This is a genomic window from Sphingomonas kyeonggiensis (assembly GCF_014204495.1).
Lineage (GTDB): Bacteria > Pseudomonadota > Alphaproteobacteria > Sphingomonadales > Sphingomonadaceae > Sphingomonas > Sphingomonas kyeonggiensis_A.
This window is the reverse complement of sequence record NZ_JACHLN010000001.1, coordinates 648,739-663,478: the sequence shown is the minus strand read 5'-3', so window position 1 is coordinate 663,478 and position 14,740 is coordinate 648,739. Positions and strand designations below refer to the sequence as shown.

Here is a 14,740-nt window from a genome sequence, read left to right as displayed (position 1 = left end):
CCACAGGAACCGAATCAACCCACGCCCTCCAATGCCTTTTGCCGGCGTCGCTGCACCGAGCTGCCGATCCCCATCGCCTCGCGATATTTGGCGACGGTGCGCCGGGCAATGTCGAAGCCCTTGGCATTGAGCAATTCGACCAGCGTGTCGTCGGACAGGATCTTCTTGGGATCCTCCGCCTGGATCAGCGTACGGATCGCGTTCTTCACGGCTTCGGCCGAAACCGCGTCGCCGCCCTCGGACGACTGGATCGCCGAGGTGAAGAAATATTTGAGCTCGAACAGGCCGCGCGCGCAGCTGAGATACTTGTTCGAGGTGACGCGGCTCACCGTCGATTCGTGCATCTCGATCGCCTCGGCGACCTGGCGCAGCGTCATCGGCTTGAGGTGCGCGACGCCCTTGAGGAAAAAGGCTTCCTGCTGCTTCACGATCTCGGATGCGACCTTGATGATCGTGCGCTGGCGCTGGTCGAGCGCCTTCACCAGCCAGTTGGCGCTGGCCAGCATGTCGGAGAGCCAGGCCTTGCTCGCCTTGTCCTGCGGGCCGGCGGAGACTTCGGTGTAATAGGCGCGGTTGACCAGCAGGCGGGGCAGGGTGGCGGCGTTGATCTCGACCGCCCAGCCCATGCCGCGGCGTGCGACGAAGATGTCCGGGGTGACCGCGAGCGTCGGCTCCCCGCCATAGCGGCAGCCGGGCTTGGGATCATAGTTGCGCAGCTCGCGGATCATGTCCGCCAGGTCCTCGTCGTCGACGTCGCAGATGCGCTTGAGCCGGGGCAGGTCGCCGCGTGCGACGAGATCGAGATTGTCGATCAGCCGCGCCATGCAGGGATCGTAGCGATCGGCTTCCTTGGCCTGCAGCGCCAGGCACTCGGCGAGGTTGCGCGCGCCGACGCCGGTGGGGTCGAAGGTCTGGATCGTCGCCAGCACGCCCTCGACCCGGGCGAGCGGCACGTTCAGCCGGTTGGCGATGTCGAGCAAGGGCGCGGTGAGATAGCCCGCCTCGTCGATCTGGTCGATCAGGTGCGCGGCGATGAACAGGTCGTGCCCGGCCACGCTGGCGCCGGCCTGCGCCATCAGGTGATCGGCGAGGCTGAGGTCGGCGCTGCCGAGATTGTCGAAGTCCGGCCCGTCCTCGGGCGCGCCACCGCCGCTCGCGCCGGTAAGCCCCAGGCTGCCGTCCATCCCCGCGCCGCCCAGCGTGTCGCTGCCGCTGTCGTGGTGGAAGGTCTCGGCGGCGAAATCCACGTCGAGCGCGGCCTCGCCCGCCGCCTCGCCGCCGCCGGCGATCAGCTCGCTGGCATCGGCCGGACCGTCGCGCTCCTGGAAATCGCCATCGGGCTCGGGCGCATCGGCGGGCTCGCTGTCGCGCTCGTCATTGCCGGTGCCGCTGCTTTCGAGCAGCGGGTTCTTCTCGAGCTCCTCGGCGATGAAGGTCTCGATCTCGAGATTGGACAGCGCCAGCAGCTTGATCGCCTGCTGGAGCTGCGGCGTCATCACCAGCGATTGCGACTGGCGCAGATCGAGGCGAGGCGCGAGACTCATCGGCGGTTAGAGCTCGAAGCTCTCGCCGAGATAGAGGCGGCGGACATTCTCGTCACGGACGAGATCGCCCGGGGAGCCGGCGAACAGCACCCGGCCGTCATAGATAATGTAGCCGCGATCGACGATGTCGAGCGTCTCGCGGACATTGTGATCGGTGATCAGCACGCCGATGCCGCGCTGCTTGAGCTGGATGATCAGGTCGCGAATGTCGGAGATCGAAAGCGGGTCGATGCCGGCGAACGGCTCGTCGAGCAGGATGATCGTCGGGTCGGCGGCCAGCGCGCGGGCGATTTCGGCGCGGCGGCGCTCGCCGCCCGACAGCGCCATCGCCGGCGCGGTGCGCAGCCGCGTCAGGCCGAATTCCTCGAGCAGCTCGTCCAGCCGGCGCTTGCGCGCTGCCTTGTCGGGCTCGGCCAGCTCGAGCACCGCCGAGATGTTGCCCTCAACGCTGAGGCCGCGGAAGATCGAGGTCTCCTGGGGCAGATAACCCAGGCCCAGGATCGCGCGGCGATACATGGGCAGGCGGGTGATGTCCTCGCCGTCGAGCATGATGCGGCCGCTGTCGGGCTTCACCAGGCCCATCACCGAATAGAAGCAGGTGGTCTTGCCGGCGCCATTGGGGCCGAGCAGGCCCACGACCTCGCCGCGGCCGACCGAGACCGACACGTCCGTCAGCACGACGCGCTTGTCGTACGACTTGGCGATCGAGACGACCGCAAGCCCCTTGTCGGGCAGCGGCGCCGGATCGGCGACGGGCGTTTCGAGGGTGGCGACGTCGGTCATACGTGGTTCCTGTATGGACGGTGCGCGTTACCGACGGGTTTCCCGCAGCCGTTTGGCAGGATTCCTGCATGAAGACGGCGGGGAAGGGAAGCCCCGAGCGGCGTGCCGTGGAAAAAGGGCGATTACTGTTTCGGAGCCGGCGTGGCGGAAGGTGCCGGGGCGGTGGTGCCGCTGCCGGCGCGCTTGGGCACCGAGAAGCGGCCGGTCACGCGGCCGCCGCGGCTCTGCACGCCCGGCGTGCCGGATGCGCCGCTCGATCCGCCGACGCCCGATCCGTCGATCGTCGCCCGGCCGGTGTCGAGGTTGATGACCAGGCGACCGCCCGAGACATTGTTCGGACCCTGCTTGAGCGTGACGCCGCCGACCATGGTGATGATCCGCTTGTTGACGTCATAGACGGCGTACTGGCCGGTCGCGCTCTGGTCGGGCCGGGTGATGGTGACACCGCCCGAGGCGTCGAGCCGCGACACTTCGGGCGAGCCATCGGTGATCTGGCCGGTATAGGCGAGGGTGACCCGCGCGCCGGTGAGCGTCATCTCCGCCTGCTTGATGCGAACGCCGCCCGACAGGATGACCCGGTTGGCCTTGTCCTGCAGCTCGATATGCTGGGCGTCGAAATCGATCGGCGCGTTGCTGTCGTGCCGCTGCTGCGCAGCCGCGGGCGACGCGGCAAGCAATGCCAGCGTGAAGCCGATCGGAAGCAGGGCAGTCGCACGGATCATGTTCTAGCGCCTATTCGCGCGCTTGGGGGTAATCCGCAAGCGTGCATTGCCATCTAGGGAGATGGTGCGGTTTTCCAAGTCGGCAGTCAGCTTGTTGGCGCTGAACACGCCGGTCGGCGTCTTGCCGGTTACTGCGCCGCCGCTTTCCATCTTGCGGGTCTTCAGGTCGACGGTGGCGTTGGTGGTGTCGAGGACATAGCCGTCGGTCGTCTGGAACTTGATCGGCCCGTCGGACGACACCTGTTCCTTGTCGAGGTCGTAGTGGCCGCGATCCGCCTTGAGGGTCGCCGGCCCCTCGGGCAGGTTGATCTCCGCGTTCAGGTCGCGCAGCTGCACGATCGGCTCGGCAGAGCTCTTCTGGATCGCGGAGCCCGCATTGAGCCGGAACGCCTGGCCCTTCGAATCCTCACCGCGATACACGGCCGATTCGAGGCGGAGCCGCTCGGTCGCCATGTCGACCTTGTTCTTGTCGAGCACGAAGCTCACATCGCCCTTGGTGAGCAACGGCGCGAGGATCAGGAACGCCGACAGTACGCCGATGCCGACGGGCATGAAGATCAGCGACAGGCGCACGACGCGGTCGTGCGCGCTGCCGGGATGCGCCCAGCCGCGCTTCTGAGATTTCAGCCGGGCGGCGACCTCGGACATCAGATATGCGCGAAGATATCGGTTTCGGGCCAGCCGGCCAGGTCGAGTTCGGCGCGCCAGGGGAGGAATTCGAAACACGCCTGGGCGAGGTCGGTCCGGCCTTCGCGTTCGAGGCGCTTGTCGAGTTCTTCCTTCATGGCGTGCAGGTAACGCACGTCGGACGCTGCGTATTCACGCTGCGCCTCGGAAAGTTCGGGGCCGCCCCAGTCCGAGCTCTGCTGCTGCTTCGACACCTCGACGCCGACCAGCTCGCGGACCAGCTCCTTGAGGCCGTGGCGATCGGTATAGGTGCGCACCAGGCGCGAGGCGGTCTTGGTGCAATAGACCGGCCCGGCGATGACGCCGAGGTAGAAGCGGATCGCCGCCAGGTCGAACCGGGCGAAATGATAGAGCTTCAGCCGCTCGGGATCGGCGAGCAGCATGCGCAGGTTCGGCGCGTCATAGCTGGAGCGCGGGCCGAAGCGGACGAGATGCTCGTCGCCCGAACCGTCGGACAGCTGGACGACGCACAGCCGGTCGCGCGGCGTGATCAGCCCCATCGTCTCGGTGTCGACGGCGATCGAGGCGCCCGGCGCGAACAGGCCCTCGGGGATATCTTCTTCGTGGAAATGCACAGTCATCCGGGTCGCCTAGCCCTGTTCGCCGCCGGGCTCAATGGCCGGAGGTGCATGCTTCGCCGCCTGCCTGCGCGCGCGGTTGGTCCGCGCCCAGATATTGAGCCCCTCGACACCCGCCGAAAAGGCCATGGCGGTATAGATATAGCCCTTGGGGATATGCGCGCCGAACGCTTCGCCGATCAGCACCATGCCGATCATCAGCAGGAAGCCGAGCGCCAGCATCACGACGCTGGGATTGCGGTTGATGAAGTTGGCCAGCGGATCGGCGGCGATCAGCATCACCGCCACCGCGGCGATCACCGCGACGTACATGATCTCGACATGCTCGGTCATGCCGACCGCGGTCAGGATCGAATCGACCGAGAAGACGATGTCGAGCAGCAGGATCTGGACGATCGCGGCGGTGAAGGTGATCGAGGCGACCTTCTTCTTGTCGAGCAGCTGGTCCGCCTCGCCCGGCGCATCGGCGTCGACCGAATGATGGATCTCGGTCGTCGCCTTCCACATCAGGAACAGGCCGCCGGCGAGCAGGATCAGGTCCTTCCAGGAGAAATCGGTCTCGAAGCTGGGCAGGCCATGCGCGTCGAGCGGGCCGGTCAGCCCCAGGCTGAACACGGTGTTCTTCAGGCTGATGATCCAGCTGATCGCGGTGAGCAGCGCGAGCCGCATGACCAGGGCAAGCGAGATGCCCACCCGGCGGGCGCGCTGGCGCTGCTCCTCGGGCAGTTTGTTCGAGAGAATCGAGATGAAGATCAGGTTGTCGATGCCGAGCACCACCTCCATCACGACAAGGGTGACGAGCGCGGCCCAGGCGGCCGGACTGGCGAGCAATTCGGCGATCGCGTCCATGGCGAACAGCTCTGCCCTGCGACGGAATGTGGCGCAAGCGCTGCGATTAACGATAGTTCGGCCATTTCAAGTCGAATTTCGTTCGCTCGCTGTACGATTTTGGGCTATGGCCGATTCCATGGCGCAAGTTTTTGCGCTGGAAGACCTGCGTTTTTCGTCCGGCGCTTGGCTTTTGATTTGATTTGTGGGCGAACCGGGAAGACGAACAGGGCATGAGTTTCGATAGAGGGCGCCGTGGGGATCGCGGCGGACGTGGCCGCGACAAGCGTGATGGCTTCGGCGGCGATGATTTTGGTGGCGGCAGCAGCTTCGGCGGCGGTTTCGAGGATCGCGGCGGTTTCGGCGGCGGTGACCGATTCGGTGGCGGTGGCGGCGGTGGTTACCGCGGCGGCGGTGGCGGCTTCGGCGGCGGCGGTGGCGGTGGTTACCGCGGCGGCGGCGGTGGTGGCTTCGGCGGCGGTGGTGGCGGCGGCTTCGGCGGCGGCAACCGGATGCCCCCGCAGGTCATCGGCGAAGGCACCGGTGTCGTTAAGTTCTTCAACGCGCAGAAGGGCTTCGGCTTCGTCGTTCGCGATGATGGCGGCGAAGACGTCTTCGTGCACATTTCGGCGGTCGAGCAGGCAGGCCTCACCGGCCTGGCCGAAGGCCAGCCGCTTGGGTTCACGCTTGTCGATCGCGGCGGCCGTATCTCGGCTACCGAACTGAAGATCGACGGCGAGCCGATGCCGGTCGAAGAGCGCGCACCGCGTGAAGACCGCGGCGATCGTGGCGGCTTCGGCGGCGGCGACCGTGGTGGCCCGCAGCGTCAGCTGACTGGCGAGAAGGCGACCGGCACGGTCAAGTTCTTCAACGCCATGAAGGGCTTCGGCTTCATCCAGCGCGATGATGGCCAGCCGGACGCGTTCGTGCACATCTCGGCCGTCGAGCGTGCCGGCATGCCGACGCTCAACGAAGGCGACCGTCTCGAGTTCGAACTCGAAGTCGATCGCCGCGGCAAGTATGCCGCGGTGAACCTCACGCCGCAGGGCTGAGGTCAGCCTTCAGGCAGACAAACGAAGGGGCCGGGCGGAAACGTCCGGCCCTTTTGCTTTTGGGGGGAGGCGCATGGTGTTCGGACGGATGCGCGCGCAGGCGGTGATCTGCGTCGCGGTGCTGGTGTTGCCAGGGTGCAGCCCGAACCCCGCGCAGGATCCCGCGACGCTGGCCGCGATTCGTGCCGAGGCACGGGCGCTCATGGCCAATCCGCACGTCGATGCATCGTCGCGAGTCCCCGAATCGCACTGGCCGCGTACGATCGGGTCGCTCCGGCCCGAATGGGTGCGGATCGATGAAGACGGTGTGGACATCCCCGTGAAGGTCTATTTCGACGACAGCTGGGGCTATTGGGTCCCGCGCGATCCTGCCAGGCTCCCCAGGCGCAGGTCCGGCTACCGGGCGGTAGGCGAAGGGATCTACTGGTATCACTTCTCCTAGCCGGCGAACCTAGTCCCCAAGCAGCTCGTGCAAGGGCAGCGCGGGGGTGAACTTGCGGCGGCGCTTGAAGAAGCTGGTCTCGTAGCGACGCACCACCGGATCATTGCCGAGCAGCGAATCGACCAGCGCGTTGAACGCATCCATGTCGCGAGCGCTCACCACCAGCACCAGGTCGAAGCTGCCGGTCACTTCGGCGACAAGCTGGACGTGCGGGCTGGCGATCAGCCGGCGCTGCAAGCCTTGCAGCGCGTCGAGCGAATGCCGGTCGAACTGGACATGGACCAGCGCCGACAGGAACGGGCCGACCTCCTCGGAGACGATCGAGACGTCCGCCGCGATCGTCCCGTCGGCACGCATCCGGCGGATACGGCGCGCGATAGCGCTGGGGGAGAGCGGCAGTTTCTCGGCGAGCAGGTCCGCCGTCATCAGTGCATCCTCTTGCAGCAGCGCGAGGATGCGCAGGTCCATGTCGTCATTGGTCATCGCCGCCACTATGCCAGATTTTGGCAAGCAGGCAGGCGAAATTGCGCGCCACGCGCCCGTGGTTCGGACCATAGAGTGTTGGTCAAGTAACACAGTCGGGGGATGACCCATGAAGATCGCATTCGTCACGGCACTGGCTCTCTCGGCCGGTCTTTCCGTCGTCGCCCAGGCGCAGCAGGGCCCCGGCCCGGCCCCGGTTGCCGCGCCCAAGGCCGGCAAGGCCGAGATCGTCGCCGGCATTCGCAAGGCGATCGCCGAGAACTATGTGCTCGCCGCCAAGCGTGCCCCGCTCGATGCCGCGCTCGCCAAGGGGCTCAAGTCGGGCCGCTACAATGTCGAGGATCCGGGTGAGCTGACCCGCCGGATCAACGAGGATATGTTCGCCGTCGCCGCCGACAAGCATCTGGGACTGTCCTTCGATCCGCGCGCTTCGGCGGAAATCGCCAAGCGCGGCAGCCAGGACGACGAGATCGAGAACACGCCCTTCTTCAAGGCGCTGCTGCGTCGTGGCAATCACGGCATCACCGAGATGAAGCTGCTGCCCGGCAATGTCCGCTACGTCCGCTATGACGGGTTCGGCTGGACCGGCGACGAGAGCAAGGCGGCGATCGATGGAGCGATGGCGTTCCTGCGCGATGGCGATGCCGCGATCCTTGACCTGCGCGGCAATGGCGGTGGCAGCCCCGAGGCGGTGCGTCGGCTGACCAGCTATTTCGTGCCCGCCGGCACCAAGCTGGTGACCTTCCATATGCGCAGCGACGCGCCGACCACGTCGACCAGCGAGGCGGTTCCCGGCGGCCAGCTCAACCTGCCGCTCTATGTGCTGACCAGCGGTCGCGCCGCGTCGGCGGCGGAGGAGTTCGTCAGCCATGTCGCGCGACTCGGCTTCGGCACGCTGATCGGCGCGCCCACGGCCGGGGCCGCCTATCGCAACGAGTTCTTCGCGGTGCCGGGCGGCTATCTGATCAGCGTCTCGGTCGGCTATCCCGAGCTGCCGGGCGGCGGCAATTGGGAAGGCACGGGCGTGGCGCCGAAGATCGCCGTGCCGGTCGACAAGGCGCTGGACCGGGCGCAGCAGGAAGCCGCACTGGCGCTCGCCGCGAAAGCGCAGGGGCCGCAGAAGACCGAGCTCGAATGGACGGCGGCGCTCTATGGCGCGCGGCTGACTCCGGTGGCGCCGGCGCGGGCGCTTGCCGGCTATGCCGGGCGCTATGGGCCGCGCACGGTGGCGCTGGAGAATGGCGCGCTCACCTGGCAGCGTGATGGCGGCCCCAAGTCGGTGCTCGTCCCGCTGGGCGGCGACCTGTTCACGCTGGACGGCGATCCGCGCACCCGTGTGCGCTTCACGGGCGAGGGCGGCGTAACCGGCGTGACGATCGAGCGGGCGGACGGGACGAGCACGCCCGCGCCCAGGGGCTAGGCGGTCAGGATCAGCGCCGCGCCGGCCAGGATCCCGGTGACGCTGAGTGCGCGGACCAGCGTCACTTTTTCGCCGAGGAAGACCACCGCGATCACCAGCGCGGTGATCATCCCGGTCTCGCGCAGCGCGGCGAGCGGGGCGACGGCGCCAAGCGCGAAGGCGTTGAGCGCCAGGCCGTAGGTCAGGATCGACAGCGCCCCCGCCGCGGTGCCCGGCTTCCACTGGGCCAGCGCGGCGGCGAAGATCCGGCCGCGCGATACCAGGCCGAACATGGTGACGATCGCCGCGCCGGAAAGCACGAAGGACCAGACGATATAGCTGACCGGCCGGGGCGCGGCGCGCACGCCATGGGCGTCGGCGACGGTGTAGCAGCCGATCATCGCGGCGGTGAGCAATGCCCAGCCGAGGCCGGCCCGGCCCAGGTGCCGGCCGATCACCAGCGTGGCGACCGCGCCGCCGATCACGGCGATGCCCAGCACTTCGCGCATCGGCACCGCTTCGCCGAAGACCAGGATCGCCAGCGCGGCGGTGAGCATCGGCGCGGCGCCGCGCATCACCGGATAGGCGGCGGAGAAGTCGCTGGCCTCGAAGGCGCGGACGACCGCGTAGAGATAGAGGCAATGGATCGCGGCGCTGAGGCCGAGCCAGCCCCAGGCGCCGTGCGGCAGCGGCACCAGCAAGGTGGCGGGCAGCAGGATCAGCGCGCTCGATCCGTCGATGATCGCGCGGCCGGTCATCTTGTCCTTGCCGCCCTTGAGGATGGCGTTGACCACCGCGTGGATCGAACCCGAGGCGATCATCATCGCCGGGGCGAGGAATTCGGGGCTCACAATTCGATCTGGCGGCGGCCCAGCCACAAAGCGAGGGTGATCCGCGAAACGATCGCCGAGAGCAGCACCAGCGGCACGACGATCCACAAGGTGAGCACCTGCACTTCGGACCATTGCCCGGCGACCAGGTGCCGCGCGCTCGACAAGGCGGTCCAGCCCAGCACCAGCGCGGCGGTCACCAGACCGGCGAGCAGCCCGGTGCCGAACCAGCGGCGCCAGGGCAGGGCGGGGTCGCGCAGGAGCAGCAGCGCCAGCGGCACGCCGACGATCGCGGCATAGCAGATCCCGAACAGCGCCAGCGTGCCCCATATGCGCAGGAAGCTGTCACCCGCGTTCGATCCGGCGGCGAAGATGCCGGGCAGCAGCGACGCGATCACCGGCCCCGCCAGAACGGCGGCGATCAGCGGCACGGGCGCGATGCGTTGTTCTTCCCCCATGATTCGAGACTGGCTCAGGTGGCGAGCTTGCGCAACGTCTCGATCGTATCCGCCTCGCCGGCGGGCTTGTCGTTGCGGATTCGGCTGATCCGCGGGAAGCGCATCGCCAGGCCCGACTTGTGCCGCTTCGATTCGTGGATCGAATCGAAGGCGACTTCGAGGACGAGGCTCTTGTCGGTCTCGCGCACCGGGCCGAAGCGGTTGACCGTGTGGTTGCGGACGTAGCGGTCGAGCCATTTCAGCTCCTCGTCGGTGAAGCCGAAATAGGCCTTGCCGACGGGGAGCAGCTCGCCTTCGCCGGTCCAGGCGCCGAACGTATAGTCCGAATAGAAGCTGCTGCGCTTGCCCGAGCCGCGCTGGGCATACATCAGCACGCAATCGGCGATCAGCGGATCGCGCTTCCATTTGTACCAGAGCCCGGCGCGGCGCCCGGCGACATAGGGCGATGTCCGGCGCTTGAGCATCACGCCTTCGATGGCGGCATCGCGGGCGCCGGCGCGGATTTCTTCCAGCGCGGCGAAGTCCGCGGCCTCGATCACCGCGGAAAGATCGAAGCGTTCGGGATCGAGGCGGGGCATGACGGCTTCGAGCCGGGTGCGGCGCTCGCTCCAGGGAAGCTCGCGCAGGTCCTCCTCGCCGTCGAACAGGATGTCGTAGAGGCGGACGAAGGCGGGATAGTCGGCGAGCGTCCTGGCGCTCACCGCCTTGCGGCCGAGGCGCTGCTGGAGGGCGTTGAAGCTGGCCGCTTCGCCGCCCTGGAACTCGCCCTTCACCAGCAACTCGCCGTCGAGCACGCCGGGGGTGGCGAAGCTGGCGGCGACTTCGGGGAAGCTGTGGGTGATGTCGTCGCCGGCGCGGCTGTAGAGCCGTGTCTCGCCCGCGACATGGACGAGCTGGACGCGGATGCCGTCCCATTTCCACTCGGCGGCATAGTCGGCCAGGTCGACGCTCTCGGTCTCGAGCGGATGGGCGAGCATGAACGGGCGGAACACCGGCACGTTGCGCGTGGTCGGCTGTTCGCCGCGCCCCTCGGCCCAGTCGAACAGCGTCGCATAGGGCGGGGTCAGGCCGTGCCAGACTTCCTCGACGGCATCGACGTCCAGGTCGAAGGCCTGGGCGAGCGCGGTCTTGGCGAGCCGGGCGGAGATGCCGACGCGCAATGCGCCGGTGGCGAGCTTGAGCAGGGCGAAGCGCTCGTCCGCCTCCAGCCGGTCGAGCATCGCGGCGAGCGCGGCGGGGGCATCGGATTTCGATATGCTGCCGAGCGTGGCGATCACCTGCGAGACGGTGAGCGGTGCGCCATCCTCGGGCGGGGGCACGGGTTCGGGCCAGAGCAAGGCGATGGTCTCGGCCGAATCGCCGACAAAGTCGCGGCTCATCGCGTAGAGCACCGGATCGACCCGCGCCTCGATCAGCGCGCGGAGCAAGGCGGGTTTCACCGCGGGCAGGTCGAGCGTGCCGGTGAGAGCCGCCATCGCCCAGCCGCGATCGGGATCGGGCGTGGCGCGGAGATAGTCGCCGATCCGCTTGAGCTTCGCGTTGCGCGACCGCGTGTAGATCAGGCTGTCGAGAAGATCGGCAAAGGCGCGCATGATGCGCCAACGCATAGCGCAGCCGATGCGCTCCCGTTACGATGTTCGCATGCGTATTCTCCTTGGCATCGCAGCGGGCATTGCCCTCCTTATCCTCCTGCTGGCCGGCTGGGGGTATCGCGAGGCGACAAGCGATCCGATCGTCCGCCGCGGCGAGGTGGTGCTGCCGGGGCTGGAGCGGCCGATGAAGATCGTGCTGCTCAGCGACATCCATATCGGCACTGCCGCGATGGGCCCGGCCCGGCTGACGCGAATCGTTGGCCAGGTGAATGCGCTGAAGCCGGACCTGGTGGTGATCGCCGGCGATTTCATCTTCGGCCACGATCCGGAAGGCGCCGCGAAGCTCGGACCGGCGATGATCGCGCCGCTGCGCCAGCTGTGCGCGCCAATGGGCGTCACCGCGGTGCTGGGCAATCACGACTATTGGACGGGCGCGCAGGCGGTGCGCGAGCAGCTCGGCAGGGCGGGAATCACCGTGCTCGAGAATGACGCGGCATTGCGCGGGCCGATCGCACTGGGCGGGGTCAGCGATGATTTCTCGGGTCATGCCGATGTGGTGGCGACGCTGCGGGCGGCACGGGCGCTGGGCAAGCCGATGGTGCTGCTCACCCACTCGCCCGACATCGCGCCTGGTCTCCCCGCCGACGCGCGCCTGCTGCTTGCCGGGCATACCCATTGCGGCCAGGGCGTGGTGTTCGGTCACAATATCGCGCCGCCGGTCAGCCGCTACGGCACGCGCTATCGCTGCGGGCTGGTGCGCGAAGGGTCGCGGACCGTTGTCGTCACCGGTGGCCTCGGCGCGAGCGGGGTTTCGCTGCGCATCGGCGCCCCGCCCGATCTATGGCTGCTTACACTCGTGCCAGTTGCAATGGCGCCGACACGAAAAGCGGGTTAGGCTCGCGGCTCCACCACCGGAGGGGACTCCCGTAATGAAGCTTATCCTTACCGCCGCCGCGCTCGCCTGCGCGCCTGCCGCTGCCTTTGCCCAGACCGCGCCGGCACCGGCGACGACCCCGGCACCCGCCGCGGCGCCGGCCGCTGCCGCGAAGTTCAGCGCAGACACGCCGATCGAGGCGCTGTTCGCCAATGAAGCCGCCAAAGCAGTGCTGGTCGCCGATGGCCTGGGCGATGTCGAGAAGCACCCGGCCTATGACCAGTTCAAGGCGATGAGCTTCCGCGCCGTGCAGCCCTTCTCGGAAGGCAAGATCACCGACGAGCTGCTCGCCAAGCTCGACACGGACCTCGCCAAGATCAAGTAACATGAAAAAGGGGCCGGACTCTCCCGAGCCCGGCCCCTTTTTGATTCTGCTTCCCTGGGCGATCAGCCCTTGCGCGATGCCTCGAACAGGAACCAGGCACGCTCCTCGGCCTGGTCGGTCCATTCGTCGACGATCCCGCTGGTCGCGTTGTCGCCGGCATCCTCGGCAGCCTGCTTCACCACGCGGAAGCTCTCGACCAGCTTGAGATTGTCCTCGCGCAGCTCGGCGAGCATGTCGCCCGGCGCGACGTAATCCGCATCATTGTCGGTCAGCGTCTGGCGGCGCGCGATGTCGCCGATCGAGCGCAGCGTGATGTTGCCGGTCTTGCGCACGCGTTCGGCGATCGCATCGGTGATGCCGTAGATCTGCGCCGCCTGATCGTCGAGCAGCAGGTGATAGTCGCGGAAATGCGGGCCCGACACATGCCAGTGGAAGTTCTTCGTCTTGAAATAGAGCGCGAAGCAGTCCGCCAGCGCGCTGTTCAGCGCATCGGCGACACTCCTGGTGTCGTTGCGGTTGAGGTCGGTGGGGGTGCGGAGCGCCGCGTTCGTGTCAGCCATATCTTCCTCCCGGATAATCGGTTCGCAGGGTCAACGAACGGGATATAGGGACGGCTCCGTGCGATGCACTTGCAATTTGCCGATCTCAGAAATCGATCAGGTCAAACGGAGCGCGTTCACGCCGATCCAGCATCCGGCGACCAGGAAGGCGATACCGCTGAGGATGCGCAGCCAGCGGAGCGGCGCGTCGCGCCAGACCCGCTCGCCAAGCACCGCGGCGACAAAGGCGACAGCGAAGCTGGCGATCGAGGCGCCGGCCGCGGCGAACCAGGGCTGGCCGCCGGTCGACAGCGCCAGCGTGAAGAAGGGCGTGCGCTCGCCAAAGGACAGGATCAGCACGCCGAGCAGCGCAGTGAGGAAGGAGCCGAGCTTCCAGCCGCTCAGCCGGTCCGGCGCCTTGCCCGATCCGATTGCACCCAGTGCGCCGAAGATCAGTGCGAGGGCCAGTAGCAGCGACTTAGCGTTGGGCGTCATCATCGGCGCCATGAAGGTGGCGGCGCCCGCAGCGATGAAATTGCCGGCCGCATGGGCGAGCCCCGCCGCGACTGCGACGGTGAGTGGCCGCCCGTAGCGATCGGCGAGAATCGCGGTGAGCAACGCCGGCTTGTCGCAAAGCTGGGTGATGGCGGCCAGGAGGAAGGCCGGGACCAGAGCTTCCATGGCACTTCCCTTTCGCCGGATATTGTGGCGGACCAGGGTTAAACCCGTGTGAAGCATCCGGCGATGGGCACCCAGCCTTGACTTTTGATGGAGAATCGCACAGGTGCCCGCGTCTGGCAGCGGTGCGCTCAGCGTGCCGCTCTTTTCTTTTACAAGATTCAAGGGTTACGGGTCATGGCCAAGCCGACCACTGTCAAGATCAAGCTCGTCAGCACGGCGGACACGGGTTTCTTCTACGTCACGAAGAAGAATCCGCGTACCCAGACCGAGAAGTTCTCGTTCCGCAAGTACGACCCGGTCGTGCGCAAGCATGTCGAGTTCAAGGAAGCCAAGATCAAGTAAGCCAGGCTCCGGCCTGCCTTGCCCCCGCTTCGCGCGGGGGATTGATCAGAAGAGAAGCCCCGGGCCCTTAGGCTGCGGGGCTTCTTCTGTGCCCGTTTCCGGCGCTTCAGGCGCGGGTTCCGGCGCTGCGGGGGCCGCAGGCGCTTCAGCCGGCATCAGCGCGCGCACTTCCTCCATGAAGCGCACCAGGCTGATCGGCTTGGAGACATAGGCATTGGCGCCCGCCGCGCGAATCCGTTCCTCGTCCTCGCGCCCGGCATAGGCGGTCACCGCCATGATCGGGATGGCCCGCAGCTGCGAATCGCGCTTCATGTGCTGGATGATCTCGAGGCCGGTGATGTGCGGCATCTGGATGTCCATCACCACCAGCTGCGGATCGAACTCGCGGGCACGCGCCACCGCCTCGCGTCCGTCGCGCACCGGCTCGGCTTCGAACTGGTGCGCGCGCAGCAGGTCGCAGAACAGCTTCAGATTGAGTTCGTTGTCCTCGACAACGAGCACCCTTTTTGCCACGCGCTACC

18 protein-coding genes and 1 pseudogene are annotated in these 14,740 nt (G+C 67.3%); 6 read left to right on the top strand and 13 right to left on the bottom strand.

The genetic code is table 11. The features are described 5' to 3' along the window. Positions 1-14: 14 nt before the first annotated feature. The 6 genes from rpoN to HNP52_RS03195 all read right to left on the bottom strand — a co-directional run bounded on the left by rpoN (position 15) and on the right by HNP52_RS03195 (position 5,163). Positions 15-1,544 (bottom strand): RNA polymerase factor sigma-54, encoded by a 1,530-nt coding sequence (gene rpoN / locus HNP52_RS03220; RefSeq protein ID WP_184162394.1) that lies wholly within the window; start codon positions 1,542-1,544, stop codon positions 15-17. A 6-nt stretch (positions 1,545-1,550) separates the two neighbouring features. Next, positions 1,551-2,327, bottom strand: coding sequence for an LPS export ABC transporter ATP-binding protein (lptB, locus tag HNP52_RS03215; RefSeq protein ID WP_184162391.1), 777 nt, complete (start codon positions 2,325-2,327; stop codon positions 1,551-1,553). A gap of 122 nt (positions 2,328-2,449) precedes the next feature. Beyond that, positions 2,450-3,049, bottom strand: coding sequence for an LptA/OstA family protein (locus HNP52_RS03210; protein WP_184162388.1), 600 nt, complete (start codon positions 3,047-3,049; stop codon positions 2,450-2,452). A 3-nt stretch (positions 3,050-3,052) separates the two neighbouring features. Continuing rightward, the gene (gene lptC / locus HNP52_RS03205) at positions 3,053-3,697 is read right to left on the bottom strand and encodes an LPS export ABC transporter periplasmic protein LptC (RefSeq protein WP_184162385.1); all 645 of its coding nucleotides are present in this window, start codon (positions 3,695-3,697) and stop codon (positions 3,053-3,055) included. Next, a complete protein-coding gene (locus HNP52_RS03200) occupies positions 3,697-4,317 on the bottom strand; it encodes a ribonuclease D (protein ID WP_184162382.1) in 621 nt (206 codons plus the stop codon). The genes lptC and HNP52_RS03200 overlap by 1 nt, the downstream gene beginning before the upstream one ends. Before the next feature lie 9 nt (positions 4,318-4,326). Next, a complete protein-coding gene (locus HNP52_RS03195; RefSeq protein ID WP_184162378.1) occupies positions 4,327-5,163 on the bottom strand; it encodes a TerC family protein in 837 nt (278 codons plus the stop codon). A gap of 212 nt (positions 5,164-5,375) precedes the next feature. Between HNP52_RS03195 and HNP52_RS23265 the strand changes: the two genes are divergently transcribed. Continuing rightward, entirely contained in the window at positions 5,376-6,194 is an 819-nt protein-coding gene (locus HNP52_RS23265; protein ID WP_184162375.1) for a cold-shock protein, read from the top strand. A 73-nt stretch (positions 6,195-6,267) separates the two neighbouring features. Then, a complete protein-coding gene (locus tag HNP52_RS03185) occupies positions 6,268-6,636 on the top strand; it encodes a hypothetical protein (protein ID WP_184162373.1) in 369 nt (122 codons plus the stop codon). Between the two features lie 9 nt (positions 6,637-6,645). On the opposite strand, the gene HNP52_RS03180 is transcribed toward HNP52_RS03185, so the two are convergent. Then, entirely contained in the window at positions 6,646-7,119 is a 474-nt protein-coding gene (locus tag HNP52_RS03180) for an Lrp/AsnC family transcriptional regulator (protein WP_184162371.1), read from the bottom strand. 109 nt (positions 7,120-7,228) lie between these two features. On the opposite strand from HNP52_RS03180, the gene HNP52_RS03175 reads away from it, so the two are divergent. Then, positions 7,229-8,539 (top strand): S41 family peptidase, encoded by a 1,311-nt coding sequence (locus HNP52_RS03175; protein ID WP_184162370.1) that lies wholly within the window; start codon positions 7,229-7,231, stop codon positions 8,537-8,539. Here the strand turns inward: HNP52_RS03175 and HNP52_RS03170 are convergent. Genes HNP52_RS03170 through HNP52_RS03160 form a run of 3 tightly spaced genes read right to left on the bottom strand, consistent with a single transcriptional unit; the run spans position 8,536 to position 11,398 of the window. After that, positions 8,536-9,369, bottom strand: a complete 834-nt coding sequence (locus tag HNP52_RS03170) for a DMT family transporter (RefSeq protein ID WP_311768388.1) — start codon at positions 9,367-9,369, stop codon at positions 8,536-8,538. The two genes, HNP52_RS03175 and HNP52_RS03170, sit on opposite strands and share 4 nt — an antisense overlap. After that, positions 9,366-9,806 carry a hypothetical protein gene (locus tag HNP52_RS03165; RefSeq protein ID WP_184162368.1) on the bottom strand — a complete coding sequence of 147 codons (441 nt, stop codon included), beginning with the start codon at positions 9,804-9,806 and terminating at the stop codon, positions 9,366-9,368. The genes HNP52_RS03170 and HNP52_RS03165 overlap by 4 nt, the downstream gene beginning before the upstream one ends. Before the next feature lie 14 nt (positions 9,807-9,820). After that, positions 9,821-11,398, bottom strand: coding sequence for a cisplatin damage response ATP-dependent DNA ligase (locus HNP52_RS03160; RefSeq protein WP_184164950.1), 1,578 nt, complete (start codon positions 11,396-11,398; stop codon positions 9,821-9,823). A gap of 49 nt (positions 11,399-11,447) precedes the next feature. Here HNP52_RS03160 and HNP52_RS03155 point away from each other — a divergent pair, with 49 nt between their 5' ends. Together HNP52_RS03155 and HNP52_RS03150 are read left to right on the top strand one after the other, a co-directional pair. Beyond that, a complete protein-coding gene (locus HNP52_RS03155) occupies positions 11,448-12,293 on the top strand; it encodes a metallophosphoesterase (RefSeq protein ID WP_184162366.1) in 846 nt (281 codons plus the stop codon). Positions 12,294-12,327: 34 nt separating this feature from the next. Further along, complete coding sequence (locus HNP52_RS03150) at positions 12,328-12,657, top strand: hypothetical protein (RefSeq protein WP_184162363.1); 330 nt, start codon at positions 12,328-12,330, stop codon at positions 12,655-12,657. A 62-nt stretch (positions 12,658-12,719) separates the two neighbouring features. On the opposite strand, the gene HNP52_RS03145 is transcribed toward HNP52_RS03150, so the two are convergent. Beyond that, positions 12,720-13,217, bottom strand: a complete 498-nt coding sequence (locus HNP52_RS03145) for a Dps family protein (RefSeq protein WP_184162360.1) — start codon at positions 13,215-13,217, stop codon at positions 12,720-12,722. 96 nt (positions 13,218-13,313) lie between these two features. Further along, complete coding sequence (locus HNP52_RS03140; protein ID WP_184162357.1) at positions 13,314-13,877, bottom strand: TMEM165/GDT1 family protein; 564 nt, start codon at positions 13,875-13,877, stop codon at positions 13,314-13,316. Positions 13,878-14,051: 174 nt separating this feature from the next. On the opposite strand from HNP52_RS03140, the gene rpmG reads away from it, so the two are divergent. Beyond that, complete coding sequence (rpmG, locus tag HNP52_RS03135) at positions 14,052-14,219, top strand: 50S ribosomal protein L33 (RefSeq protein ID WP_025560997.1); 168 nt, start codon at positions 14,052-14,054, stop codon at positions 14,217-14,219. Between the two features lie 153 nt (positions 14,220-14,372). On the opposite strand, the pseudogene HNP52_RS03130 reads toward rpmG, so the two are convergent. Beyond that, positions 14,373-14,732: pseudogene (locus HNP52_RS03130) on the bottom strand (response regulator); the annotation flags it as partial. Positions 14,733-14,740: the final 8 nt, after the last annotated feature.

Excerpts from the sequence above, each read along its gene's own strand:
- HNP52_RS03155 (WP_184162366.1), top strand. The coding sequence starts at position 11,448 with ATGCGTATTCTCCTTGGCATCGCAGCGGGCATTGCCCTCCTTATCCTC.
- HNP52_RS03200 (WP_184162382.1), bottom strand. The coding sequence starts at position 4,317 with ATGACTGTGCATTTCCACGAAGAAGATATCCCCGAGGGCCTGTTCGCG.
- HNP52_RS03185 (WP_184162373.1), top strand. The coding sequence starts at position 6,268 with ATGGTGTTCGGACGGATGCGCGCGCAGGCGGTGATCTGCGTCGCGGTG.
- HNP52_RS03195 (WP_184162378.1), bottom strand. The coding sequence starts at position 5,163 with ATGGACGCGATCGCCGAATTGCTCGCCAGTCCGGCCGCCTGGGCCGCG.
- HNP52_RS23265 (WP_184162375.1), top strand. The coding sequence starts at position 5,376 with ATGAGTTTCGATAGAGGGCGCCGTGGGGATCGCGGCGGACGTGGCCGC.
- HNP52_RS03165 (WP_184162368.1), bottom strand. The coding sequence starts at position 9,806 with ATGGGGGAAGAACAACGCATCGCGCCCGTGCCGCTGATCGCCGCCGTT.
- HNP52_RS03150 (WP_184162363.1), top strand. The coding sequence starts at position 12,328 with ATGAAGCTTATCCTTACCGCCGCCGCGCTCGCCTGCGCGCCTGCCGCT.
- HNP52_RS03145 (WP_184162360.1), bottom strand. The coding sequence starts at position 13,217 with ATGGCTGACACGAACGCGGCGCTCCGCACCCCCACCGACCTCAACCGC.
- HNP52_RS03175 (WP_184162370.1), top strand. The coding sequence starts at position 7,229 with ATGAAGATCGCATTCGTCACGGCACTGGCTCTCTCGGCCGGTCTTTCC.
- HNP52_RS03180 (WP_184162371.1), bottom strand. The coding sequence starts at position 7,119 with ATGACCAATGACGACATGGACCTGCGCATCCTCGCGCTGCTGCAAGAG.
- rpmG (WP_025560997.1), top strand. The coding sequence starts at position 14,052 with ATGGCCAAGCCGACCACTGTCAAGATCAAGCTCGTCAGCACGGCGGAC.
- rpoN (WP_184162394.1), bottom strand. The coding sequence starts at position 1,544 with ATGAGTCTCGCGCCTCGCCTCGATCTGCGCCAGTCGCAATCGCTGGTG.
- HNP52_RS03210 (WP_184162388.1), bottom strand. The coding sequence starts at position 3,049 with ATGATCCGTGCGACTGCCCTGCTTCCGATCGGCTTCACGCTGGCATTG.
- lptB (WP_184162391.1), bottom strand. The coding sequence starts at position 2,327 with ATGACCGACGTCGCCACCCTCGAAACGCCCGTCGCCGATCCGGCGCCG.
- HNP52_RS03140 (WP_184162357.1), bottom strand. The coding sequence starts at position 13,877 with ATGGAAGCTCTGGTCCCGGCCTTCCTCCTGGCCGCCATCACCCAGCTT.
- HNP52_RS03160 (WP_184164950.1), bottom strand. The coding sequence starts at position 11,398 with ATGCGCGCCTTTGCCGATCTTCTCGACAGCCTGATCTACACGCGGTCG.
- lptC (WP_184162385.1), bottom strand. The coding sequence starts at position 3,697 with ATGTCCGAGGTCGCCGCCCGGCTGAAATCTCAGAAGCGCGGCTGGGCG.